Below are 23900 nucleotides of genomic sequence, written 5' to 3' on the forward strand. Positions count from 1 at the left end.
GGCGTGCCCAAAGCCTTGATGAATCGCGCGATATCAACCGCTCACTTTACGGTCGGTATGTTGCCGCTGCACTTCAGCAAATATCGCGGTGATCGCCCGGTGTGGCAGGCGTTTTTGTAGCGTCCTGACCTGGGCGCTCATTCGCAGCAGTTCTTCGCTTGGTTTCACCCATTGCTGCTGTGGCAACGGCTCTGACCACTCGCGCATGACCTCGGGCAACACGTGTTGGCCCATGGCCTTGATGCGGCGGATTTCCCATTCGACCAAATGATTGGGCAGCGTCCAGAAGGTCATGACGTGATACAGGTACCAGAAGAACCCCGACACCCGGCCGCGCTCGCCATCACGGATCTGCTGATGCATGCGCGCGCGGGCGTTATGGAATGTGTGCAGGCCTTCGTGGGGCGGATCGTCGGGGCCTTGCAGGTCTTGCTGGTACTGAATCGATTTGAGGTCGTTGACCTCGAACTCCATGTAGCCGCGGATGGCTTCCCAATGACTGATGGCGATGGGCAGGCCGGTGCAAGGGAATTCGACGCTGGTGAGGATTTCGCCATGCTGGAAGCCGATGCCCATGCCGTATTGGCGGCGGGTGCCGTACTGGGTGGCGCTTTGGGCTTCGATGACCCAGGCCGAGAGCGACTCCCACGGAACGAAGAGCGGTTCGGTGGCGTCCTCGGGCATGAAACAGACTTCACGGCGTTGGCGGTTGAAGCGGGTGGGGATGATTTCAGCGCGTTTGTTGTGGTTGTGGAGCCAGACGCAGAGGCCGATGAATAGGCTGATAAAGGCTGTTAGTAGCCCGAGTTTTGACGCTTCGAAAAAAACATCGGTCGCAAACTCCCAAGAGTAATCCCACTCGTACCCCAAAACGAGAGCGAAGAAAAAGCAGAACAAGGGGAATAGGACAATAAACATAAAGGCCAGGGTGAATGGTCCTCCTAACATGACTTGCCATGAGAACACTTGCGGCGATCCCAACCCGAAGTCCATGTACACCTCATTTAACTCCCCAATATGCGGGCCACGAGGTGGCAGCAGTGTCGGCAGCGGCAACGGCGCGAGATAGGTGATCTTTCCGCTGGGAAAAGGCTCGATATCGCCTGCCTTGCGAGGTTGCTCGAGGTGCGGTGCCGGCACGGGATCAAGGCTTTTGGGCATGGTCGACCAGCTCCAGCAAATGGGTTTCAACCAGTAACACGGTGGATCATCTCCTTGCGTTCGCTTCATGCGCGATGTGTGGTGCTGCTGTTCAGTTGCTGTACTTCAGCAAATATCGCGGTGATCGCCCGGTGTGGCAGGCGTTTTTGTAGCGTCCTGACCTGTGCGCTCATTCGCAGCAGTTCTTCACTCGGCTTGGCCCACTGATCTTTTGGCAACGGCTCTGACCACTGGCGCATAACCTCGGGCAACACGTGTTGGCCCATGGCCTTGATGCGGCGGATTTCCCATTCGACCAAATGATTGGGCAGCGTCCAGAAGGTCATGACGTGATACAGGTACCAGAAGAACCCCGACACCCGGCCGCGTTCGCCATCACGGATCTGCTGATGCATGCGCGTGCGGGCGTTATGGAACGTGTGCAGGCCTTCGTGGGGCGGATCGTCGGGGCCTTGCAGGTCTTGCTGGTACTGAATCGATTTGAGGTCGTTGACCTCGAACTCCATGTAGCCGCGGATGGCTTCCCAATGACTGATGGCGATGGGCAGGCCGGTGCAAGGGAATTCGACGCTGGTGAGGACTTCGCCATGCTGGAAGCCGATGCCCATGCCGTATTGGCGGCGGGTGCCGTACTGGGTGGCGTTTTGGGCTTCGATGACCCAGGCCGAGAGCGACTCCCACGGGACGAAGAGCGGTTCGGTGGCGTCCTCGGGCATGAAGCAGACTTCACGGCGTTGGCGGTTGAAGCGGGTGGGGATGGTTTCAGCGCGTTTGTTGTGATTGTGGAGCCAGACGCAGAGGCCGATGAAGAGGCTGATGAAGCCTGTTGTCAGGGCCATTTCGTAAGACGCCTGGAAAATCCCTTCTATTGAGTCCCGAATGTCTTCCCAGCCATACCCAAATACAACGCCAAGAAAACCACCCAACAGCGGAAACAGGAAGGCGATCATAACTGCCCCACTGAATGGTCCTCCTAATATGACTTGCCATGAGAACACTTGCGGCGATCCCAACCCGAAGTCCATGTACACCTCATTTAACTCCCCAATATGCGGGCCACGAGGTGGCAGTAGTGTCGGCAGCGGCAACGGCGCGAGATAGGTGATCTTCCCGCTGGGAAAAGGCTCGACATCGCCTGCCTTGCGAGGTTGCTCGAGGTGCGGCGCCGGCACGGGATCAAGGCTTTTGGGCATGGTCGACCAGCTCCAGCAAATGGGTTTCAACCAGTAACAGGGGCGGGGGCTCGGTGACGGATTTGGGCGGTAACGAAGGGTAACGACCTTCGCCTCGAGGATTGAGATGAATGAAGTGTGTGCGAGAGATCCACTCGCCTTTGCCGTTGAGCTTTTGCACGCACACGCCCAACTCGAGTGTCTCGACCACGGGGGTCAACGGCGCCTCACGATTAAGCGGATATTTCAGGCACAGGATCAGCGGATTTGTTTGCACGATCTGCAGGCTGTCCGCCACTTCATTGCTGATCTCATCCTTGCGTTCCCGCGCGACCCCGCGGCTGTCGAGCGGGCGAAACAACCGATGGGCGCCGATGCCCAGGCGGTGAGACGCTTTACCGCTTAACGGTGGCTGGAAGTCACTGAGTTGTACGCCCGGCAGCTCCAGATGAATATCACTGGGCTTGGCGCGCAAAAACAGGTTCTTCAGCAGTGAGTCATGCTTTTCGGGGCCGAGTAGTGCAAAAGGGGCATGAATCAAGTCGCCGAGGTAACGCTGGTACTCATCCAGGGTGTAGTTACCGCGTTCATCACTGTCCAGGCTCCAGGGTGTGGTTCTCAGCCACTTGTCGTGGGTGCTGATGTTGTAGCGGTTGTACAGCCAGGTGCCGCCCAGCTCCAGTACGGTGAACAACGCACCGGCCAGGTTGACCCGGAAAAATACGGTGGACAGCCGTGTCCCTGCGGCGGCCCAGGCAGCGGTTCGTGCCGCAGCACTTCCGGCTTTCGCCACTTGAAAAGTGGCGTAAACGGTATGACCAAGGCCGTAGGCGTTAACTGCAACCATGCCGCTCGCGCCTGTTGTGGCAAGAGCAGCACTTGCCTGTGCCGCACGATTGCCACTTCGCGTGGAGTTCTGCCAATTCTGTTGCTGTGTATTGAGGCTTACCAATGATGATGAAAGCCCAAAAATGTAGGTAGCAAAACCAAGCCCCACATGCATTTTCCCCATCTGCACATGCACGTTCTCTAACGCGTGATGTTGAGCTGATCGGACCAGCCTATCGCTCTGCGTTTTCAAAGCGGTATCTGCCAGGCTTTGTGCTGCCGCAAACCCCGCAGCACCTGTGGCAGCCGCTGCATTGCCGAATGTCTTCCAGACTCGTTCGTTGCGGGTTTGCTTCATCATTTCCCGATAAACCCCCACCAAATTCACCGCCTGCGCCAAAAACACCAACAACCCAACCCCTTCACTCTTGATCAAATCTGCCCTCGGCACACTCTGAACCCCCAGCCGAATGTTCTTCAGCAAACTCCTCACCTCCTGCTGTTGCGCCGCAGCGAACACCACCGTCACTCCCGCCCGGGCGGGGGCGGCGCCGTACAGGCGCACCGATGCATCCGGCAATTCGGCAATCGGGCTCAGCGCGCCCGCGAGCCTGCCTTCAAGTTGAGTCAACCCGGCACGCACCCGAACGATCTCGGTCTGCAACTCCATCGCACGTGCAGTCTTGTGGCCCGCGAGATTTTTATTGTGGGTAAGCCGGTTGCGCTCATTGTTGAGTAACTTGAGGTCGGCACGTTCGCGGAGCAGGTCCTTGATGTCGGTTTGCAGCGCCTTGTGTTCGGCCGGGGTGGCGACGGTGAAGGTCACTCCGGTGCTTTTCGCCGCATCGAGGATGCGTGCCGGCAATGCCTTGGGCAGATGGCGGAACAGTTCGTCAAGGTCGGGGATATTACCTTGCGCCAGGTCGAAGCCTTCCAGTGCGCGGCTCAGCCCCAGATTCAAGGCCGGGCTGTAACTGTGTTGCACCGCGTCGGCGAGGGCTCGGGTATGTTCGGGTAAATCATCGAGGGCCGGCAGGTGCGGATGCTCGATGTTGCGCAGGGTTTCCAGCCAATCGGGAAGGTTGTTGAACAGGCCGGCTCCGGCATTCGACAGCAGGCTGTATTGCACCAGCAGGTCAGGTCTGACCCGTAGCGGCAAGGTATAGAACGGCGATCGCGTCATCTGCGGGTGTTCTTCCAGAAACCCCAGCATTTTTTCACTGGCGTGGTCGCTGCGGCAGATGTCTTTGATGCAGGCGTATTCGGCCGCGAAGGCCTCGGCCAGTTGCTGCGGGTGGTGCGCATCGTAATACCAGGCCGAGCGATGGAAACGCCCGGCACATACAAGGTCCGTGCGGTCGGCGGTGATGCGTTCGAGCAAGCGGTTCCAGCGCTTGAGGTCGGCGCGGTGTTGAAACAGCGTCTCGTCCATGGCCGGGCGATCAATGAAATCGTTGATCCCGCGTTTGCCGGAAAGACGGGAGCCTTCAAGCACGTCCTCAATACGGTTGTTTTGCTCCCTGCCGAGTTTGATCAGCGTTGCGAGATGCCGCTCAACGAAGTCGGGAGGTGCCATCGCAAAGTGCTGGCGGGTGTAGTAGGTGCGGTCGGCGTCTTCAATGGCGCGCCGGTGCGCATTGAGGTCTGGCGCTGCGCCCTGAAGCATAAGCATCTTCTTTGCTTCAGCCGCCGCCGCGCTGCGCAATTGCTCGAGTTCGGGCGGGACGGGAACACCGTCCACCTCGACCTTGCCGCCTTTGTTCAAGTAGTTAAGCAAGGCTTCGCGCGTGCGTCCCTGAGTGGGCTCAGGCAACTGTTGCAGATCGCCCAGCAGGGCGTTGACCGCCGGGTCATCGCTGGCCTTGTTCAGGTTGCCGACATCTGCCGGACTGAGCTGGCTCAGGGACTCGATATAGCAGGCCAGCAGATAATCACGCTCGTTGTTGTAGGTATTGCTCCAGTGGTCGAGCCAACCGGCCACTGTATCTTGATAGTTGGCGAGGTCACGCAGCACCCCGAGATCGTCCTCAATCACGAGAAACAGCGTGTCGTCCTGATAAGCCGGGCGCACCCGCCCGAGAAACTCGCCGATATGCGCGTCGCGAAAGCGTCGAGGCTGCTCCCACAGATAAGGTTCGCGTTCGTGCTCGGGGGCGCTGTAGACCTCAACTTCGGGCATTAGAACCGCGTCTGCTGGCGAAGCTTTTTTCAGCATGGCGCGATTTTCTTCAGCCTGTGCCTGCTTGGTCGGCACGGTCGCGATCTCTGCCATCCATGTCCTCGCCTGTGTGACCGTCAACAGGTGCTCGCCACCGGTTTCGCAATTCACCGGGCCGAGATCGATGGCCTGCATGAAGTACTCGCGCTCCTTGGGGTTGTCGGTCACTTGCGCGCATTTGGCCGCGGCCCACTGGACTTCGGCAAAGCACACATGCAACAGGCTGCGTCGGGAAAACACCAGTGCCGGGCGCTCTTCGATCGCTGTGCGCTGGTCACTGTCGACCTTGGCGCCCTTGTGCAGCAAGGCGCTGATCGATCCATCGAGAACCCGGTACTCATGCAAGTGGCCGGTCACGCTATCGATCACATATAACCAGCCATCGCGCAGCCTGCGGATGCCCAGTTGTCGGGTCTGCAGAGCGTAGGGCAGTTTCAGCGAGGCGCCGGGGGCGACGATTTTTTCCACCAGGCCGTAGCGCAAAGGCAGAAGCTGCACGTGGGTTTTGCGCAAGGGGCAGGCGCCCAGCGAGCCAATCGGCGTTTTGGAGGCCGCAGCCGCGGCGAGGTTAGCGAGTGATGTCATGATTGGCCCCGTTGAATGGCCCACTGATGAGCAAGCTCTGCAGCCAGCGCAACGCGCTCATCGGGCGGTTGCAGTGATGACGTCTGCAGCAATTGATGAATGTGCGAATGCTGTTCGGGCGTCGCGCCCTCCATTGAGGCCATGACGTTGGCGTAGAAGAACAGTTCGGACTTGCTGCTCAAATCCAGCGCTCGGGCCTGCTCCCGCAGCTGTTCGAGCCGTGGCCAGCGCTGGGCCAGGGTTTTGCCGTCATGGTGGGTCGGGAAGTAGCTGAGCAGATGGGCGTCGAGTTCGATCAGCGCGCGGCGGTGATCCGCCTGGTCCAGTGCTGAATTTTGCTCAGCACTCAGGCGATAGGGCGTCGGCAGGTCGAGGCGCTCAGGCAGACGAGGCTGGTGTCGATGCCAATTCGCAGCAACGCAATCAGCCGTCAGGACACAGGACAGCGGGCCAAACAGTCGTTGATCGTCGCTGCCAAACAACACGTTCGCCACGGCAGCATCGGCCAGTCGCAGCATGACTGGCAGGCCCTCCGTGATTTCAACGGCCAGCAGTTTTCGCAAATGCTGTGCCACGGCATGGGCGGGCTCAGGGCTGAACAGCAGCACCCCCCATTCCTCTTGGGCATGCTCGCAATAGAACTGAAAAATGGCCGCCTCAGGGTGTTCAATCGTCACCAACAGCGGTGAGATGTCCCGTAGCTCGGTGAAGGGCGTGCCGTCGAACAGGGCGATAGAGCTGACGCCGGGGTCATGCTGTTTCAAGCGCTCCAACAGGTTTGTCTGGGTCGCGCCGTCCAGCAATACAAAAGCGAGTTGCTCATTCCACGGCAGGTCTGTGGGCAGTAAAGGCGAGAAGTTCATGCTGGGCTCGCCTCGCAAATCAGGCAGCGTGATGTGCTGTTTGAAAGCAGATTGATGCGTTGCTGAAGCGGATCTACCGTCAGCTTCAACAACGGCAACGCGCCCGCTACCAACGGTTCTGCGGGCTGCCCAACCGCAGGCGCGCCCCCCTGGACAATCGGCACGCTGCTGCATAGGCCCTCAGGCCCCAGCGTCAGCCAATGCCCGCCCGCCTTGATCGTTACATGGGTGCCGCCATCGATGACCACTTGCTGGCCAGCGCCGAGGTGAATTTGCTCGCTGGCACTGAGCCGTTGGCTGGCGACCCGAATATGGCGGTCGCCCTGCACCCAAAGATGGTCGTCCTGCTTGAGTTCGGTCAGGCGATTGCCGTGGGTCAGATGATGCTCATCACTGCGCAGGTCAAGACTGCAAACGCCGCCGACGACCATGGTGTGCGAGTTGTCGACCTGCACCCGTTGGTCATTGAGCACCCACTGAGCCAAGTCACGCTGGGCGCGAATGGCGATTTCTTCAACGCCCTTTCTGTCCTCGATGCGCAGTTCGTTATAGCCGCTACCGCCGGGGCTGCTCTGGCTACGCCAAATGCTGCGCGTGCGTTCGGCCGGCAGATCCAGCGGTAGCGGCGTCGTCGCGTTGGGCAGGCAACCTGTCACAAACGGCTTGTCCGGATCGCCTTCGGTGAACCCGACCAGTACTTCCATGCCAACGCGCGGAATCTGCACGCTGCCGTATCGGTCATGGGCCCAGCCAGTGGCGACGCGCAACCAGCAACTGGATTGCTCGTTGAGCTGGCCTTCGCGATCCCACAGCAGTTGGACTTTTACTCGTCCATAGGCGTCGCAGTAGATTTCTTCGCCGGCCGGCCCGGTCACCACGGCGTGCTGGTGGCCGGTCATTCGTGGTTTTGGGTGTTGCAGTGCGGGACGGAAAATCACTTCCCAAGGCGTCGCGACGAAGGTATTGCGATAGCCCTGACTGAAGCCATCGTCCGTAGTCGGGGCGGCTGATGCTTCCTCAAGCACTTGCGGTTGTCGGCCGACGTGTTCAACACGGGTCAGCAGCCACAAGCCATTGCTGTCGGCGCGTGGGTGTTCACTCACATCGACGAAACTGCCGCTGCGCATCAGGCTTTGATAACTGCGCCCCTGACTCTGACGGTAATCGGCGCGGTGCCGCTCAAGCGCGCGCCGACTCAAGTGCTTACCCTGATCACGATGAGTGAACTGCCCCGGAAAACGGTAATCCTCAAGCGCCGGCAACCGTTGCTCTTTGACTTCCGCGTCCAGTTGCACCGTGGGTTTTTCGAAGTGATAGTCGCGGCGACTGACGTGGCTGGTACGAGTTTCCAGGCGCACGTTGAAGCGGTCGATCACCGACTTGTCGGCCACCATGCCCCTGCCTTGCGCATAAGCGGTTGGCGCGTCAGGTCTGGGGAAGACGGTCTGGTCGTCGCCAAACACCAGCAGATGCCCATCGCTGCTGTGCTGGAAATGAAAGTGCAGGCCTTCTTCCTCGCACAAGCGCTGGATGAAGTGCAAATCTGTCTCGTCGAACTGCACACAGTACAGGCGTGGCGGGTAATCGGCACCGAGTTGAAAACGCCAGGCATCGGGCTGCAGACCATGGTCGCTCAAGAGGGTGGCGATGATTTGCGGAACGCTTTGCTGTTGAAAGATCCGCTGATTGTGGCGGTGGGCGAGGTAAGCCAGATACGGCACCAGAACAATCTGGTAGTGCGTCAGGCGAGCACCGGAGTCACCTTGGGCGATTCGATAAATCTGACCATGCAGGCCATCGCCGTTGGCACAGAATGAGAGAAACGCTGGACGGTGCAGCAAGGACTCGAGATCAAGGTCGCGCTGCTCGCTGACCAGTTCGAGTTCGACCCTGTAGGTTTGGTTGAGCGCCTCAATGGCGCAGAACTCGTATACCTGAAAGTCGTGGGGAACGTCCTTGATATCGAGTCTGAAAACGACGGATTGGCCGGCGGTAAGCATCCACATTTCCCTGTGTCTGTGTAAGGCACAGGACTGTGGGGAAAGATGGGCACATCGGTGAAGTCAGATAAATCGGCGTTTGACGTAGGGCCTTTCCGGTTGGGCTGAGCGGCTTGCTGTCAGGCTATAAATCCTACAGAAATCACTTCGGATAAAGCGGCGGCAAGCCGCTGTCACCCACCGGATCCTGCACTCGCTCCGCCGCCGGAATCGTGCGGATCGCCCGCCACAAATCCTCACCCTGCCAGTGCTGACCGGTCTCGCTGTACAGCGCACCGTTGAGGCCGTCGAGCGCATCCGACAACGGCACAAACCGCGCTGCCATGTCCGCTAGCGTTTCCGGCTGCTGCCGCGCCCACGCATCCAGCGCCTGTCGCGTCGCTTGCGGATCGTTCGCCTGGCTCGCCCGTTTGATGTCATCCATCAAGGTGCGCGGGCTCGGGCCGGTTTGTGCGGCGCGGTGCACCGCCGGCTGCCAGCGCGCACGCCACCACAGACCGAAGCCCAGCAGGGTGGTGCAGGCGAGGATCAGCGTGCTGAGTTTCCACCACCACAGGGTGTCGCTGTCGACGCTGGCCGATTGCAGGGTGCCGGCCGGGGTGTCGACCTGCAGGCTCGGGTTGTTCGCCACTTGCAGAGTGCGCGCCGGCAGGCTGGTGTGTTCCAGGTGATCCTCGAAGGTGTTCCACCAGATCACGTCCACGGTCGGCAGTTCGATGGCGCCGCTGCGGCTGGGCACCAGCGCTTCGCGTTCTTCACGGCTGCCGATCAGGCCGCGCTCGCCGCTCTGGTTGCTCAGCACCGGTTGATCCGGGTAGCGACGCAGGCCGTTGGCGTCGGTGGCGGGCAGGGCCGGCAACTGTGAACTGGCCAGGCCTTCGGCTTTCAGGGTCAGGCTGCGGGTCAGGGAGTCACCGACCTGAATGTGCTCCGGCTCCGGGTTCCAGCTTTCGCTCAGGCTCAGGCTGCGTGCGGGCAGCCATGGCGCATCGGCCGGATAGGTCAGCGGTTTCGGTTTGACCGTCAGCGCAATCTCGGCGGAATTGACGCGCAGCAGCTTGCCCGGTTTCGGTCCTTGCGCGGTGGCGTCCTGACTGGGCTGGGTGTCGACCAGCGTGGCGCTGAACGTCTGCGGGGCGATGAGCAGCAAGCCGCTGTGCTGCGGGTAGATCGCGTAGCGCATCTCGATCACGCCATGGCGCACGCCGTTGATGTCTTTTTCGTAGGTGCGTGTGTCGCCCAGTTGCTCGATCCGTGCATCGGCGATCTGCAGCGGGGTCAGGCTGCTGTCGTCGTACAGCGACACCGAGTGGTAAATACGCAACGTCAGGATCGCCTGCGCCTGCACATACACGCTGGACTGGTCGAGACTGGCCTCGATGAACACCGGAGCCGGATTGCTTTTTTCTTCGCGGGTGTCGCTCTCGACCACTTGCACGGTGATCGGCTGGCTCTGCACATCACCCAGTTGCAGCGGCGGAATGACCACGCTGCCGTTCTCTTTCGGCAGCAGGGTGATGATCCACCGGGTGGTGGCGCGGTTGTCGCCGCTGAGGGTGTTCAACTGGTTGACCTGGCGCGTACCGCGCACCTCGAACAACGGCTCCAGCGGCGTCAGGTCAGGTTTTCCGAACTGCGTGACATCACTGGTTTCGAGGGTGAGTTCGACCGTCTCGCCGGAGTTCAGGCGACTGCGATCCACGCTGGCCGTCAACTCGGCCGCCTGGGCGGTGGCCGTGCAGATCAGCAGGGGCAGCAAGAGAGCGGTGAAACGGGTCATCGAGTTTTTTCCTGATCCTGATGTTGTTGCTGTTCGTACCAGAATTTGCGACGCAGCAGTTCGCCCGGGTCGTCGGGGATTTTGCCCAGCCATTGTTCCAGGGCCTGACGTTGCTCACCTTCGAGGTTGTCCTCGCTTGGACGCAGCGTCGGCACGGTGTCCGTTTCTTCCGCTTCATCAATGCCCGGCACTTCGTTGGGGCCTGGCTGCGGCGGCGTGGTCGGCGGCGGTTCACTGGTCGATTCGCCGGGTTGCGCCTCGCTCGGGGTCTCGCTTTTGACTGCCGCTGGCGGCGCGGTCGCCGGCGGTGGCTCATCGCCGGGCAGGTTCGGCTGGGCCGGTGGCGTCTGCGGTTCTGCCGGTGGCGGAGTCTGCTTCTGCTTGAGCAGGTTTTCCACCAGCGCCTTGTTGGTCAGTGCCGGGCGCAAATCCGGTTGCAGTTCCAGCGCTTGCTCATAGGCGTCGATGGCCGCTTCCAGCTCGCCGCTTTTCGCCAGGGCGTTGCCACGATTGTAGTGGGCGCGGGCATCGCTGCCTTCGGCGAAACGCTGAGCGGCGCCACTGTAATCGCCGGCCTCATACAACGCCAGCCCTTGCCACTGGTGATCTTCAAAGTGCTCGGCGGCGTCGGCCGGGCGCTTCTGCTTGAGCAGGTGCAGGCCCTGTTGGTCGGGACGCAGCCACAGGTCTTCGAAGTCGAAAGCGTAGCTTGGCTGCGGCAGGCACAACAGCAGTGGCAGGCAGAACAGCCAGCCACGTCGCCCGGCGCAGGCAGCCAGCAGCAACAGCGGCAACAACAGCCAGTAGCCCTGATCGGCCCAGGTGTCGAGGCGCACGGTCTGGCCATCGTTGCGCAGGCTGCGGGGGCCGTCGAGCAGGCCGAGGGCGTGCAAGTCGGTCTCGTCCAGCCGCGCGCTGTGGTATTCACCGCCGACGCTGGCGAGGAAGGCGCCGAGGCTCGCGCTGTCGAGTTGCGGCACGCGGATCGCGCCTTGTTCGTCCTTGAGGAAGCTGCCGTCCTCCTGGGCAATCGGTGCGCCTTCGGCGGTGCCGATGCCGAGCATCAGCAGTTGCGCCGATTGTTTACCGAGGGCGCGGCGAATGCCTTGGCGTTCTTCTTCTGTCAGCGAGGAGCCGATCAGCAGAATCCGCCCCTGACCGAGCGCGCCTTGCTTGAGCAATGCCAGTGCCTTGCTCACGCCAAGGTCGGCGCGGTGGCCGCTTTCCGGCATCAACGACGGCTTGAGCGCGTCGAGCAGATTGCGACTGGTCGCCAGGTCATCCGACAGCGGCACCAGCGTATGCGCGCTGCCGGCGTAGACGACGATCGCCGTTTGCGCATCGCTGCGGGCCTGCAACAGGTCGAACAGCTTGCGCCGGGCCTGTTCCAGACGCGTGGGCGGTGAGTCGGTGGCGAGCATTTCCGGGGTCAGTTCAAGCACCACCACCAGCGGATCGGCAGGTTTCTGGCTGGTCTGTTCAACCCGCTCCCAACTCGGCCCGAGCAGTGCGACGAGGGTCAGCAACCAAGCCACCCCGAGGGCAACCCACGGCAGTTTGCTGTCGCGTCCGCTGCCACCGCTGAGCAGGGTGGCGTGGAACGCCGGCGGCAGAATCATCTGCCAGCGCCCGGCGCGCTTCTGCCGGTGCCAGAGTTGCCAGAGCAGCCAGCCCAGCAGCGGCAACAACAGCAGCCACCAGGGACGGAACCAGTGCGGCCAGAGCGTGATCATCGGCGCCTCCGCAGACGCAGGCGTTTGAGTCGCGCGCGCCAGTCAGGCAACGGACTTTGCAGATACAGCTCCTTGGTGAACAGGCGTTGCAGCGGGTTGTCCGGCCACAATTCACGGGCGACCAGCAACAGGCTCAGCAGCAAGGCAAACGCCAATGGCCACTGATACAAGGCTTGCGCCGGGCGCGCCTGCGTCGGCTGCTGGGTTACCGGTTCGAGTTGATCGAGGGTCTCCCTGATCGCTTGCAGCTCCTTGCCGTCGCGGGCTCGGAAGTACTGACCGCCGGTGGCGGCGGCGATGGCCTTGAGTGCCGGTTCATCGAGGTCCAGGCTCGGGTTGACCCCGAGCAGGCCGGTGCTGCCACTGTCTTGCGGGTCGGCCCCGATGCCGATCGGGTAGATTTTCACCCCCTCGCTGGCGGCCAGTTTTGCCGCGGTCAGCGGATCGATTTCGCCGCCGTTGTTGGCCCCGTCGGTCACCAGAATCAGTACCCGGCTTTGTGCCGGACGCATGCGCAGGCGCTTCAGCGCCAGGCCGATCGCATCGCCGATGGCGGTGTTCTTGCCGGCGATACCGATGCGCGCCTCATCGAGCCAGACGCGCACGGTGTGGCGGTCGAAAGTCAGCGGTGCCTGCAGGTACGCCTGACTGCCGAACAGGATCAGACCGACCCGGTCGCCGTCACGGCTTTCGAGAAAATCGCCGAGCAAATGCTGGACCAGCGACAAGCGGCTGACGTCTTCGTCCTGCCACTGCATGTCGGGAAAATCCATCGAGCCGGACACGTCCACCGCCACCAGCAGATCACGACCGCTGGCGGCAATCGGCAACGGTTCGCCGAGCCATTGCGGACGCGCGGCGGCGCTCAGCAGCAATAGCCACAGCAGCAGGAACGGCGCTTGTTGGCGCCACGCCGGCAGGTTGGCGCGGGCACGTCGACGCGCCAGGCCTTCGAGGTCGGACAAAAAGCTCACGCGCAGCGCCGGCTCGCCGCTGTCGGCCACCGGCAGCACCAGGCGCATCAGCCACGGCAGCGGCAGCAGCACGAAGATCCACGGCCAGGCGAACTCAAACATGCTTGCGAATCCAGGTGTCGACGGCTTGCGTCAGGCCGGCGATGGCTTTGTCGTCGAGTTTGCATTCGGGTTTGTAGGCGCCTTCGACCAGCACCATCCAGCGTGTCAGGCCGGCGGCCGGGCAACGGTTGTCGAGAAACGCCAGCCATTTGCGGCCATTGAGGGTGTGGCTCTGGCTGTAGGGGTAATGGTTGCGGCACAGGCGCTTGAGCAAGCCGTTGAGTTGCTGCAGCCACGCCCCGGCCGGCGCACCGTCGTAGGGTTTGGGCATTTGTGCCAGTTCGGCCAGTGCGGCGATGCGCACCGGGTCCAGTGGTTGCTCGGCGCGTACGATCGGGCGTTTCCTGGTCGGTATGAACCGGCGCAGGCGCCACGCCGCGAAACCCAGCAGCGGCAACAATAAAAGCAGCAACCACCAACCTGGCGCCGGCGGCCAGAAGTCGATCGGGGGCGGGGAGATCAGGGGTTGCAGTTGCTCGAGGCCGTTCATCGACTGCTCCCCGGGCGCTGCGGATTGAGGAATTCACGCATCTGCTCGACCATTTCACTTTGCGTGCTCAACGGCATCAGCAGCACCCGCAGTTTCTGCGCGAGCAATTCCCAGCGCGCGATGCGGGCTTCGGCCTGAGCGCGATAAGTCTGGCGCAGATCGAAATTGAGCGTGTCGAGTTCCAGTTGCGCGCCTCTTTCCGCGAACCTCAAAAGCCCGGCGGCGGGCAGGGCGTGGTCCAGCGGATCGGACAGCGGCAGCATCAGCAGGTCGCAATGGCGCGACAGCAGGCTCAGTTGCTGTTCGGCGCTGTCAGACAGCGCACGCTCATCGCAGATCACGATCACCAGGCTGCCCGGGCGCAACACCTCGCGGGCCCGGCGCAGCGCCACGCCGAGGGCGTCGCGGTCTGGCTCGCGTTCGCTGTGCAGCGACTGATTGACCTTCACCAGGCGATTGAGTAACTGCAACAGGCTCTGCTTGCTGCGGCGCGGTTTGATTTCGTAATGCTCGTTGTCACCGAACACCAGCCCGCCGACCCGGTCGTTGTGGCCCAACGCAGCCCAGCCGATCAGTGCCGCCGCTTGCGCCGCGAGCACCGACTTGAACATCAGCCCGGAACCGAAAAACAGGCGGGTACTCTGCTCGACCATGATGAAGATCGGCCGCTCGCGCTCTTCATGGAACAGCTTGGTGTGCGGCTCCTGGGTGCGTGCCGTCACGCGCCAGTCGATGGTGCGCACGTCGTCGCCGGCCTGATAGACCCGCACTTGATCGAAGTCGACCCCGCGACCGCGGAATTTCGAGTGATGCAGGCCGATCAGCGGGCTGCGCTGGCTCGGTGTGGAAAACAGCTGCACTTCGCGCACACGGTGACGCATCTCGATCAGGTCGGTGAGGCTGATGCGGATGCCCGGTTCGGACGGCAGGGGGGTGTTCATGGGGGTCAAGCGACGGCTACGACGTCGAGAATCCGCTGCACCACCCGATCCTGATCGATGCCGGCGGCTTCGGCTTCAAACGACAGAATGATGCGGTGACGCAACACGTCGAACAGCACCGCCTGAATGTCTTCGGGGCTGACGAAGTCGCGTCCGGCCAGCCAGGCGTGGGCACGGGCGCAGCGGTCAAGGGCGATGGAGCCGCGCGGGCTGGCGCCATAGGCGATCCACTCGGCCATTTCCGGGTCGAATTTGGCCGGGGTGCGGGTGGCCATGACCAGTTGCACCAGGTATTCCTCCACGGCGTCGGCCATGTACAGACCGAGGATTTCCTTGCGCGCGGCGAAGATCGCCTGCTGGCTGACCCGGCGTTCAGGCTTGGTTTCGCCGTTCAGCGCTTCGCCACGGGCCTGTTGCAGAATCCGGCGTTCGACGGCGGCGTCCGGGAAGCCGATTTTCACGTGCATCAGGAAGCGGTCGAGCTGCGCTTCCGGCAGCGGGTAGGTGCCTTCCTGCTCGATCGGGTTCTGCGTGGCCATTACCAGGAACAGTGGCGACAGTTCGTACGTGCTGCGCCCGACGCTGACCTGACGTTCGGCCATGGCTTCGAGCAGCGCCGATTGCACCTTGGCCGGGGCACGGTTGATTTCGTCCGCCAGCACCAGGTTGTGGAAGATCGGCCCTTGCTGGAACACGAAACTGCCGGTTTCCGGGCGATAGATCTCGGTGCCGGTAATGTCGGCCGGCAGCAGGTCGGGGGTGAACTGGATGCGATGGAACTGGGCTTCGATGCCCTCGGCGAGTTCTTTGATCGCTTTGGTCTTGGCCAGACCCGGAGCGCCCTCGACCAGCATGTGGCCGTCGGCGAGCAGGGCGATGAGCAAGCGCTCGATGAGTTTTTCCTGGCCGAGAATCTGCGTTGAAAGAAAGGTTCGCAGCGCTAGCAGCGCTTCACGATGTTCCATCGGTGACTGTTCCTGGAAAGGGTGGCCCCAGGCGTTCGGATAACGCCGGGGCTGGGGGCGTTACTTTAATCCATCGAGGGGGGTGGCGACTAACGGCATTTTGCGCAAAGTGCAGGAAATGACCGGGGTAATTGTTGGATTTTTGTAGCGGGGGAGAGGTGCGGTGTTCTTCAAGGCCTCTTCGCGAGCAGGCTCGCTCCCACATTTGAACGGCGTACACCGGTCAGAGTGGGAGCGAGCCTGCTCGCGAAAGGGCCCGTGAGGCCAACATCAAATCTGGCTGATGTAAGTCCCGGTGCCATCCAGAATGTTCTTCAGGGTTTCCTCAACTTCATCCAGATCCACCATGTCCGGATTGAAGGTGATTTCCAGCACATCATCCCCATTCAACGCATCGGCATCCGCCGCCGCGATTTCGATCTTCAGCAGCGTCTTGCTCAGGGTGACCTTTACGCCGTCGAGGGTCGAAGGTTCGCCGTCCAGGGTGATTTCCAGTTCATCCTCGTCCGGGTAGCGGCTCATCAGAAACATATCGCCCTTGTCGCTGTGGCAGCAGAGCATGGCCATGTTGTCTTCTTCGTCGTCGCACGGATTGACGATCAGTAGGGCGGTGGTCATTTGCATGGGGAATTCCTGCCTCGGCGGGCGTGTTGGTCGCAATTGGGCGCGATTCTGCCAGCCCTCGGGAATTTCTGCATGTGAGAGTGTCAGAGGATGTGTCGTGAACGCGACACAGGTCAATGGTCATTTCTGGCACGGATGTACCGTGAAATCGGGCATTCAGACCAGCATTTTCCACCGTGGCTGCTAGTGTTTACCGTTGCCAAAGCCTTGGTTTACGTGCCAATGACCGAATATGTCGCAGCACCGCAAGCAGACACATTGTCGCACCCATTAAGCTGCGCAACGGATGAGCACCCGTAAAGACATTGTCGGCAGCCCCGACAGTCGTTTTTGCAGATGCCCATTCAATGGAAGGTGAATGTGACCTGAGTGTCTCGTCCAGCTTCACCCACCTGTCCCCCTGTTTCCTCTGCCCGAGAATCAGGAACAGGGCGACACAAGCCCCGAAAGGGGTGTTGCACGCGACGCTTTCCATCAATAACAAGCTTAAGCGGAGTACCACAGATGGCTTTCTTCACCGCAGCCAGCAAAGCCGACTTCCAGCACCAACTGCAAGCGGCACTGGCGCAGCACATCAGTGAACAGGCACTGCCACAAGTGGCGCTGTTCGCTGAACAATTCTTCGGCATCATTTCCCTGGACGAGCTGACCCAACGTCGCCTCTCCGACCTCGCTGGCTGTACTCTTTCCGCGTGGCGCCTGCTTGAGCGCTTCGATCACGCGCAACCGCAAGTGCGCGTCTACAACCCCGATTACGAGCGTCATGGCTGGCAGTCGACCCACACCGCGGTCGAAGTCCTGCACCATGACCTGCCATTTCTGGTCGACTCGGTCCGTACCGAGCTGAACCGCCGCGGCTACAGCATCCACACCCTGCAAACCACCGTGCTCAGCGTGCGTCGTGGCAGCAAGGGCGAGTTGCTGGAAATCCTGCCAAAAGGCAGCACCGGCGAAGGCGTGCTGCACGAGTCGTTGATGTACCTGGAAATCGACCGCTGCGCCAACGCGGCCGAACTGAACGTGCTGAGCAAAGAGCTGGAACAGGTGCTTGGTGAAGTGCGCGTCGCGGTTGCCGATTTCGAGCCGATGAAGGCCAAGGTGCAGGAAATCCTCACCAAGCTCGATAACAGCGCATTCGCCGTCGATGCCGACGAAAAGACCGAAATCAAGAGCTTCCTGGAATGGCTGGTGGGCAACCACTTCACCTTCCTCGGCTACGAAGAGTTCACCGTTGTCGATCAGGCCGATGGCGGCCACATCGAATACGACCAGAACTCCTTCCTCGGTCTGACCAAACTGCTGCGCACCGGTCTGACCAACGAAGACCGTCACATCGAAGACTACGCCGTGAACTACCTGCGCGAACCGACCCTGCTGTCGTTCGCCAAGGCTGCGCACCCGAGCCGCGTGCACCGTCCGGCTTACCCGGACTACGTGTCGATCCGCGAAATCGATGCTGACGGCCACGTCATCAAGGAACACCGCTTCATGGGCCTGTACACCTCTTCGGTGTATGGCGAGAGCGTGCGGGTTATCCCGTTCATTCGCCGCAAGGTCGAAGAAATCGAACGCCGTTCCGGCTTCCAGTCCAAGGCTCACCTGGGCAAGGAACTGGCGCAGGTTCTGGAAGTACTGCCGCGTGACGACCTGTTCCAGACCCCGGTCGACGAGCTGTTCAGCACCGTGATGTCGATCGTGCAGATCCAGGAACGCAACAAGATCCGCGTGTTCCTGCGCAAAGACCCGTACGGTCGCTTCTGCTACTGCCTGGCCTACGTGCCGCGTGACATCTATTCCACCGAAGTGCGCCAGAAGATCCAGCAAGTCCTGATGGAGCGCCTGAAGGCTACCGACTGCGAATTCTGGACGTTCTTCTCCGAGTCCGTGCTGGCCCGCGTACAGCTGATCCTGCGCGTCGATCCGAAGAACCGCCTCGACATCGACCCGCTGCTGCTGGAAAAAGAAGTGGTACAGGCCTGCCGCAGCTGGCAGGACGACTACGCTGCACTGACCGTCGAAAGCTTCGGTGAAGCCCACGGTACCAACGTGCTGGCGGATTTCCCGAAAGGCTTCCCGGCCGGCTACCGCGAGCGTTTCGCTGCGCATTCGGCCGTGGTCGACATGCAGCACTTGCTGAGCCTGAACGAAAAAAATCCGCTGGTGATGAGCTTCTATCAGCCGCTGGGTCAGGTGTCCGGTCAGCGCGAGCTGCATTGCAAGCTGTACCACGCCGACACCCCGTTGGCGCTGTCCGACGTATTGCCGATCCTGGAAAACCTTGGCCTGCGCGTGCTGGGTGAATTCCCGTACCGCCTGCGTCACACCAACGGCCGCGAGTTCTGGATCCACGACTTCGCGTTCACCGCTGCCGAAGGCCTCGACCTCGACATCCAGCAGCTCAACGACACCCTGCAGGACGCGTTCGTCCACATCGTCCGTGGCGATGCCGAGAACGATGCGTTCAACCGTCTGGTGCTGACTGCCGGTCTGCCATGGCGCGACGTCGCGCTGCTGCGCGCTTACGCCCGTTACCTGAAGCAGATTCGTCTGGGCTTCGACCTGGGTTACATCGCCAGCACCCTGAATAACCACACCGACATCGCTCGCGAGTTGACCCGGTTGTTCAAGACCCGTTTCTACCTGGCGCGCAAGCTGGGCAGCGATGATCTGGAAGACAAGCAACAACGTCTGGAACAAGCGATTCTGACTGCACTGGACGATGTTCAGGTGCTCAACGAAGATCGCATCCTGCGTCGTTACCTGGACCTGATCAAAGCCACCCTGCGTACCAACTTCTATCAGACTGATGCCAACGGCCAGAACAAGTCGTACTTCAGCTTCAAGTTCAACCCGCACGCAATCCCTGAGCTGCCGAAGCCGGTTCCGAAGTTCGAAATCTTTGTGTACTCGCCACGCGTCGAAGGCGTGCACCTGCGCTTCGGCAACGTCGCTCGCGGTGGTCTGCGCTGGTCCGATCGTGAAGAAGACTTCCGCACCGAAGTCCTCGGCCTGGTAAAAGCCCAGCAAGTGAAGAACTCGGTCATCGTGCCAGTGGGCGCGAAGGGCGGCTTCCTGCCGCGTCGCCTGCCATTGGGCGGCAGCCGTGACGAGATCGCGGCCGAGGGCATCGCCTGCTACCGCATCTTCATTTCGGGTCTGCTGGACATCACCGACAACCTGAAAGACGGCGCCCTGGTGCCGCCGGCCAACGTCGTGCGTCATGACGACGATGACCCGTACCTGGTAGTCGCCGCGGACAAGGGCACTGCGACCTTCTCCGACATCGCCAACGGCATCGCCATCGACTACGGCTTCTGGCTGGGTGACGCATTCGCGTCCGGTGGTTCGGCCGGTTACGACCACAAGAAAATGGGCATCACCGCCAAAGGCGCGTGGGTTGGCGTACAGCGCCACTTCCGCGAGCGCGGCATCAATGTCCAGGAAGACAGCATCACCGTGGTCGGCGTGGGTGACATGGCCGGTGACGTGTTCGGTAACGGCCTGTTGATGTCCGACAAGCTGCAACTGGTCGCGGCTTTCAACCACATGCACATCTTCATCGATCCAAACCCGAACCCGGCGACCAGCTTCGTCGAGCGTCAGCGCATGTTCGACCTGCCGCGTTCGGCCTGGACCGACTACGACACCAGCATCATGTCCGAAGGTGGCGGTATCTTCTCGCGCAGCGCGAAGAGCATTGCCATCTCCCCGCAGATGCAGGAACGCTTCGACATCAAGGCCGACAAACTGACCCCGACCGAACTGCTGAACGCCTTGCTCAAGGCGCCGGTGGATCTGCTGTGGAACGGCGGTATCGGTACTTATGTCAAGGCCAGCACCGAAAGCCACGCCGATGTCGGCGACAAGGCCAACGATGCACTGCGCGTGAACGGCAACGAACTGCGCTGCAAAGTGGTGGGCGAGGGCGGTAACCTCGGCATGACCCAACTGGGTCGTGTGGAATTCGGTCTCAATGGCGGCGGTTCCAACACCGACTTCATCGACAACGCCGGTGGCGTGGACTGCTCCGACCACGAAGTGAACATCAAGATCCTGCTGAACGAAGTGGTTCAGGCCGGCGACATGACGGGCAAGCAACGCGATCAGTTGCTGGCAAGCATGACCGACGAAGTCGGTGGTCTGGTGCTGGGCAACAACTACAAGCAGACTCAGGCCCTGTCCCTGGCTGCCCGCCGTGCCTACGAGCGTGCCGCCGAGTACAAACGCCTGATGAGCGATCTGGAAGGCCGTGGCAAGCTGGACCGCGCCATCGAGTACCTGCCGACCGAGGAGCAGCTCACCGAGCGCGCCGCGACTGGCAAGGGCCTGACGCGTCCAGAACTGTCGGTGCTGATCTCGTACAGCAAGATCGACCTCAAGCAGCAGCTGCTGGACTCGCTGGTGCCGGACGACGACTACCTGACCCGCGACATGGAAACCGCGTTTCCACCGAGCCTGGTCAGCAAGTTCGCCGATGCCATGCGCCGTCACCGTCTGAAGCGCGAGATCGTCAGCACCCAGATCGCCAACGATCTGGTCAACCACATGGGCATCACCTTCGTTCAGCGACTCAAAGAGTCCACCGGCATGACCCCGGCGAACGTGGCGGGCGCTTACGTGATCGTGCGTGACATTTTCCACCTCCCACACTGGTTCCGTCAGATCGAAGCGCTGGACTATCAGGTCTCCGCTGACGTGCAACTGGAGCTGATGGATGAGCTGATGCGCCTGGGCCGTCGCGCTACGCGCTGGTTCCTGCGTGCCCGTCGCAACGAGCAGAACGCTGCCCGTGACGTCGCGCATTTCGGCCCGCATCTGAAGGAGCTGGGTCTGAAGCTGGACGAACTGCTGAGCGGCGAAATCCGCGAAAACTGGCAGGCGCGTTATCAGGCTTACGTCGCAGCCGGTGTACCGGAACTGCTGGCGCGTATGGTGGCGGGGACTTCCCACCTCTACACGCTGCTGCCGATCATCGAGGCTGCCGATGTAACCGGTCAGGATCCAGCCGAAGTGGCCAAGGCGTACTTCGCCGTGGGCAGCGCGCTGGACATCACCTGGTACATCTCGCAGATCAGCGCCTTGCCGGTTGAAAACAACTGGCAGGCCCTGGCCCGTGAAGCGTTCCGTGATGACGTCGACTGGCAGCAACGTGCGATCACCATCGCTGTCCTGCAAGCGGGTAACGGCGATCTGGACGTGGAAGCACGTCTGGCGCTGTGGATGGGTCAGCACGAAGCCATGATCGAACGTTGGCGCGCCATGCTGGTAGAAATCCGTGCCGCCAGCGGCACCGACTACGCCATGTACGCGGTGGCCAACCGTGAGCTGAACGACGTGGCGCTGAGCGGTCAGGCGGTTGTGCCTGCTGCTGCAGCGACTACGGAGCTTGAGCTTGCTTGAGTAGCCGTTGAATGAAAAAGCCCCTGCATTGTGAGATGCGGGGGCTTTTTTATTTCTGCTGATTTATTTGTGTCCGTTAAATCTTACCCCCTCACCCCAGCCCTCTCCCCCAAGAGGGTTAGGGTGAGGGCAGCGGTCTAACTATCACCGCACATTAAGACCTTGTTTAGTATCGAGCATCGACACTTTATCTGTCGGCCTGGTCAACAAATTACTGAGCGACTGGTCAAACTTCTGCAATGCCCGAACCTGAACTTCCTGCTGCTGATTAATATCCGCAACAATTTCCTCTGAACGCTTGAAGTCCGCCCACACCGGCGTCAACTCTTTCGCCTCAGCCCCCTTGGCCGTCCCGATATAGTTAAACTTACCGTCATAAAAATCCGCACTCACATCCGCCTTGATGTCGGAACTGCGCGAGGTCATCAACTGACTGTGAGTGTCGACGATCGCCACCACATCCGGGTTGGCCGCACGCAGGCTCTGCATGTCCGGATACACCGTCACCGAGCCGAACTGGCGTTGCAGCGAGGCTTTCACCCAATCCACGGCCATGTCCGGTTTTGAGGTGGCGACATAGGCGTCATGGATCGGTTGCACCAGCAAACTCTGGCCGAAACCGGTGCCAGCGTTGGCCTGATAGTCGCGCAGGTATTCGCGGTTGGTCTGGGTGCTTGGGCTGTAGACCACGCCCAGTGAGACACCGGGACCGCTTTTGACCTGGGCGGCGCTGCTGCGGCCGACCGGCTGGGTGAACAGCGTGTCGAGTGAGGAAACCGCTGTCGGGGCGGTAGGAACAGAACAGGCGGACAAGGCTAAAACCGATATCGCCAATGTACTGGCAAATGCAAGTTTCATGGTGAGTCTCCTGTGAAGCAACTTCAGTCGGAAAGTCAGAGGTGTCGGGGTTGATTAAATAAAACCGGCGACAGTGGCCTCAGACTACTCCCGCCAAACTGAAAACAACCTGACAATTTGCTGAATGACTGTCATGCAATAGTTTTATTGGCTGTAAGCGTTATTGATTAATTGCCGCAGGAAATAAAAAAGGCGCGAATCAATGATTTGCGCCTTTTATTTATGGCTGGTTAAACAACCATCAGTTTTTCAATGGGATCAGCACTTGCTCGTCAGGCGACAGCACCATGAACACCAACAACTTCGCTGGCCTGGTTTTGCTGGCGTTTTTCGACACCAGATGTTCGGAGCCGGCCGGTTCGTACCAGAACTGACCCTTCTTGTAGGTGATCGCTTGTTCGCCCTTGACCTGGGAAGTCACTTCGCCTTCGAGCACATACGCCATGGCCGTGCCGTCGTGTTTGTGGGCGATGGAGGACTGGCCGGGTTTGTAGTCGACTTCGATCATCATGGCTTTTTTGCCGGGGACATTTTTCAGCATCTGGTCCTGCAGGACCGAGACCTTTTCCGAGGCATCGTGAGCCAAGGCTGGAACGGAAAGGCTGAGGGCGAGGGCGGCGGCGAAGCCGTGCAGGAGTTTCATGGCGGGTCACCTGTGAAGTGGAGGAATCGGTCTTCACAGTAGTCCGCGGAGTGAGGCATTCAAACGGCCAATATTCGGGAAGTTCGGGTGACCAATCTGGGGGATATCAGCGCATTCAAATACGCCATCGCGAGCAGGCTCGCTCCCACATTCAACCGTATTCAAATGTGGGAGCGAGCCTGCTCCGGGCGGCGTTCCGACGATGGCGTTAGTTCAGACGATAGGGAAACTGTTGAAATCCACACTATTGGCCAGCCGGCTATCGATCAGGTCGATAAACCCCTGGGCCTCAGGCCGGTTGAAGTGCGCCTGCATCGCCGCTTCCGACTGCCAGTGGGCACTGACCGTCCAGCGGTGGCTGTCGTCGGGGCAGCGGTCGACCATATAGGAATCGCAGCCCGGGGTTTCGCGCAGGGTTTCGACGATCTTCTGCAACTGCCGGCCGAGTTCTTCCGAACGCCCGGCTGCAGCCCGCACCTCGACGGTGTTGATCACTTCGTTGGACATTGCTCACACTCCTGAATCAGGCCGGACGAATCCTGCTCATTGAGGGATAACGCCAG

Annotated in this window: 16 protein-coding genes; 1 reads left to right on the forward strand and 15 read right to left on the reverse strand. The window is 60.9% G+C overall.

The features are described from left to right. Positions 1 to 33: 33 nt before the first annotated feature. The 12 genes from AC1UK9_RS12730 to AC1UK9_RS12785 all read right to left on the reverse strand — a co-directional run bounded on the left by AC1UK9_RS12730 (position 34) and on the right by AC1UK9_RS12785 (position 16436). Positions 34 to 1161, reverse strand: a complete 1128-nt coding sequence (locus AC1UK9_RS12730; protein WP_482580276.1) for a hypothetical protein — start codon at positions 1159 to 1161, stop codon at positions 34 to 36. A 65-nt stretch (positions 1162 to 1226) separates the two neighbouring features. Continuing rightward, positions 1227 to 2354: a hypothetical protein gene (locus AC1UK9_RS12735; RefSeq protein ID WP_482580277.1), complete on the reverse strand. Its 1128-nt coding sequence runs from the start codon at positions 2352 to 2354 to the stop codon at positions 1227 to 1229. After that, complete coding sequence (locus AC1UK9_RS12740; RefSeq protein ID WP_482580278.1) at positions 2338 to 5964, reverse strand: toxin VasX; 3627 nt, start codon at positions 5962 to 5964, stop codon at positions 2338 to 2340. The genes AC1UK9_RS12735 and AC1UK9_RS12740 overlap by 17 nt, the downstream gene beginning before the upstream one ends. After that, the gene (locus tag AC1UK9_RS12745) at positions 5961 to 6827 is read right to left on the reverse strand and encodes a DUF4123 domain-containing protein (RefSeq protein ID WP_482580279.1); all 867 of its coding nucleotides are present in this window, start codon (positions 6825 to 6827) and stop codon (positions 5961 to 5963) included. The genes AC1UK9_RS12740 and AC1UK9_RS12745 overlap by 4 nt, the downstream gene beginning before the upstream one ends. After that, positions 6824 to 8827: a type VI secretion system Vgr family protein gene (locus AC1UK9_RS12750; protein WP_482580280.1), complete on the reverse strand. Its 2004-nt coding sequence runs from the start codon at positions 8825 to 8827 to the stop codon at positions 6824 to 6826. The genes AC1UK9_RS12745 and AC1UK9_RS12750 overlap by 4 nt, the downstream gene beginning before the upstream one ends. A 142-nt stretch (positions 8828 to 8969) precedes the next feature. After that, positions 8970 to 10607, reverse strand: coding sequence for a BatD family protein (locus tag AC1UK9_RS12755; RefSeq protein ID WP_025113323.1), 1638 nt, complete (start codon positions 10605 to 10607; stop codon positions 8970 to 8972). Continuing rightward, entirely contained in the window at positions 10604 to 12340 is a 1737-nt protein-coding gene (locus AC1UK9_RS12760; protein WP_482580281.1) for a tetratricopeptide repeat protein, read from the reverse strand. Before AC1UK9_RS12760 ends, AC1UK9_RS12755 begins: the two co-directional genes overlap by 4 nt. Continuing rightward, on the reverse strand, positions 12337 to 13416 hold the full coding sequence (locus AC1UK9_RS12765) for a vWA domain-containing protein (RefSeq protein WP_482580282.1): 1080 nt from the start codon (positions 13414 to 13416) through the stop codon (positions 12337 to 12339). Before AC1UK9_RS12765 ends, AC1UK9_RS12760 begins: the two co-directional genes overlap by 4 nt. Further along, on the reverse strand, positions 13409 to 13906 hold the full coding sequence (locus tag AC1UK9_RS12770) for a DUF4381 domain-containing protein (RefSeq protein ID WP_473015482.1): 498 nt from the start codon (positions 13904 to 13906) through the stop codon (positions 13409 to 13411). The genes AC1UK9_RS12765 and AC1UK9_RS12770 overlap by 8 nt, the downstream gene beginning before the upstream one ends. After that, on the reverse strand, positions 13903 to 14847 hold the full coding sequence (locus tag AC1UK9_RS12775; protein ID WP_482580283.1) for a DUF58 domain-containing protein: 945 nt from the start codon (positions 14845 to 14847) through the stop codon (positions 13903 to 13905). Before AC1UK9_RS12775 ends, AC1UK9_RS12770 begins: the two co-directional genes overlap by 4 nt. Positions 14848 to 14852: 5 nt before the next feature. Beyond that, complete coding sequence (locus AC1UK9_RS12780) at positions 14853 to 15812, reverse strand: AAA family ATPase (protein ID WP_003218556.1); 960 nt, start codon at positions 15810 to 15812, stop codon at positions 14853 to 14855. A gap of 270 nt (positions 15813 to 16082) precedes the next feature. Next, the gene (locus AC1UK9_RS12785; RefSeq protein WP_007968580.1) at positions 16083 to 16436 is read right to left on the reverse strand and encodes a hypothetical protein; all 354 of its coding nucleotides are present in this window, start codon (positions 16434 to 16436) and stop codon (positions 16083 to 16085) included. A 504-nt stretch (positions 16437 to 16940) separates the two neighbouring features. Here AC1UK9_RS12785 and AC1UK9_RS12790 point away from each other — a divergent pair. Then, a complete protein-coding gene (locus AC1UK9_RS12790; RefSeq protein ID WP_482580284.1) occupies positions 16941 to 21836 on the forward strand; it encodes an NAD-glutamate dehydrogenase in 4896 nt (1631 codons plus the stop codon). 144 nt (positions 21837 to 21980) lie between these two features. Here AC1UK9_RS12790 and AC1UK9_RS12795 read toward each other — a convergent pair whose 3' ends face one another. From AC1UK9_RS12795 to AC1UK9_RS12805, 3 genes are all read right to left on the reverse strand, one after another. Beyond that, on the reverse strand, positions 21981 to 22694 hold the full coding sequence (locus AC1UK9_RS12795) for a hypothetical protein (RefSeq protein ID WP_025113317.1): 714 nt from the start codon (positions 22692 to 22694) through the stop codon (positions 21981 to 21983). 241 nt (positions 22695 to 22935) lie between these two features. Continuing rightward, positions 22936 to 23337 (reverse strand): cupin domain-containing protein, encoded by a 402-nt coding sequence (locus tag AC1UK9_RS12800; protein WP_025113316.1) that lies wholly within the window; start codon positions 23335 to 23337, stop codon positions 22936 to 22938. 213 nt (positions 23338 to 23550) lie between these two features. Then, a complete protein-coding gene (locus AC1UK9_RS12805; RefSeq protein WP_025113315.1) occupies positions 23551 to 23844 on the reverse strand; it encodes a putative quinol monooxygenase in 294 nt (97 codons plus the stop codon). Between the last annotated feature and the right edge of the window lie 56 nt (positions 23845 to 23900).

The organism is Pseudomonas sp. AK-TSAG1-1, assembly GCF_056821665.1.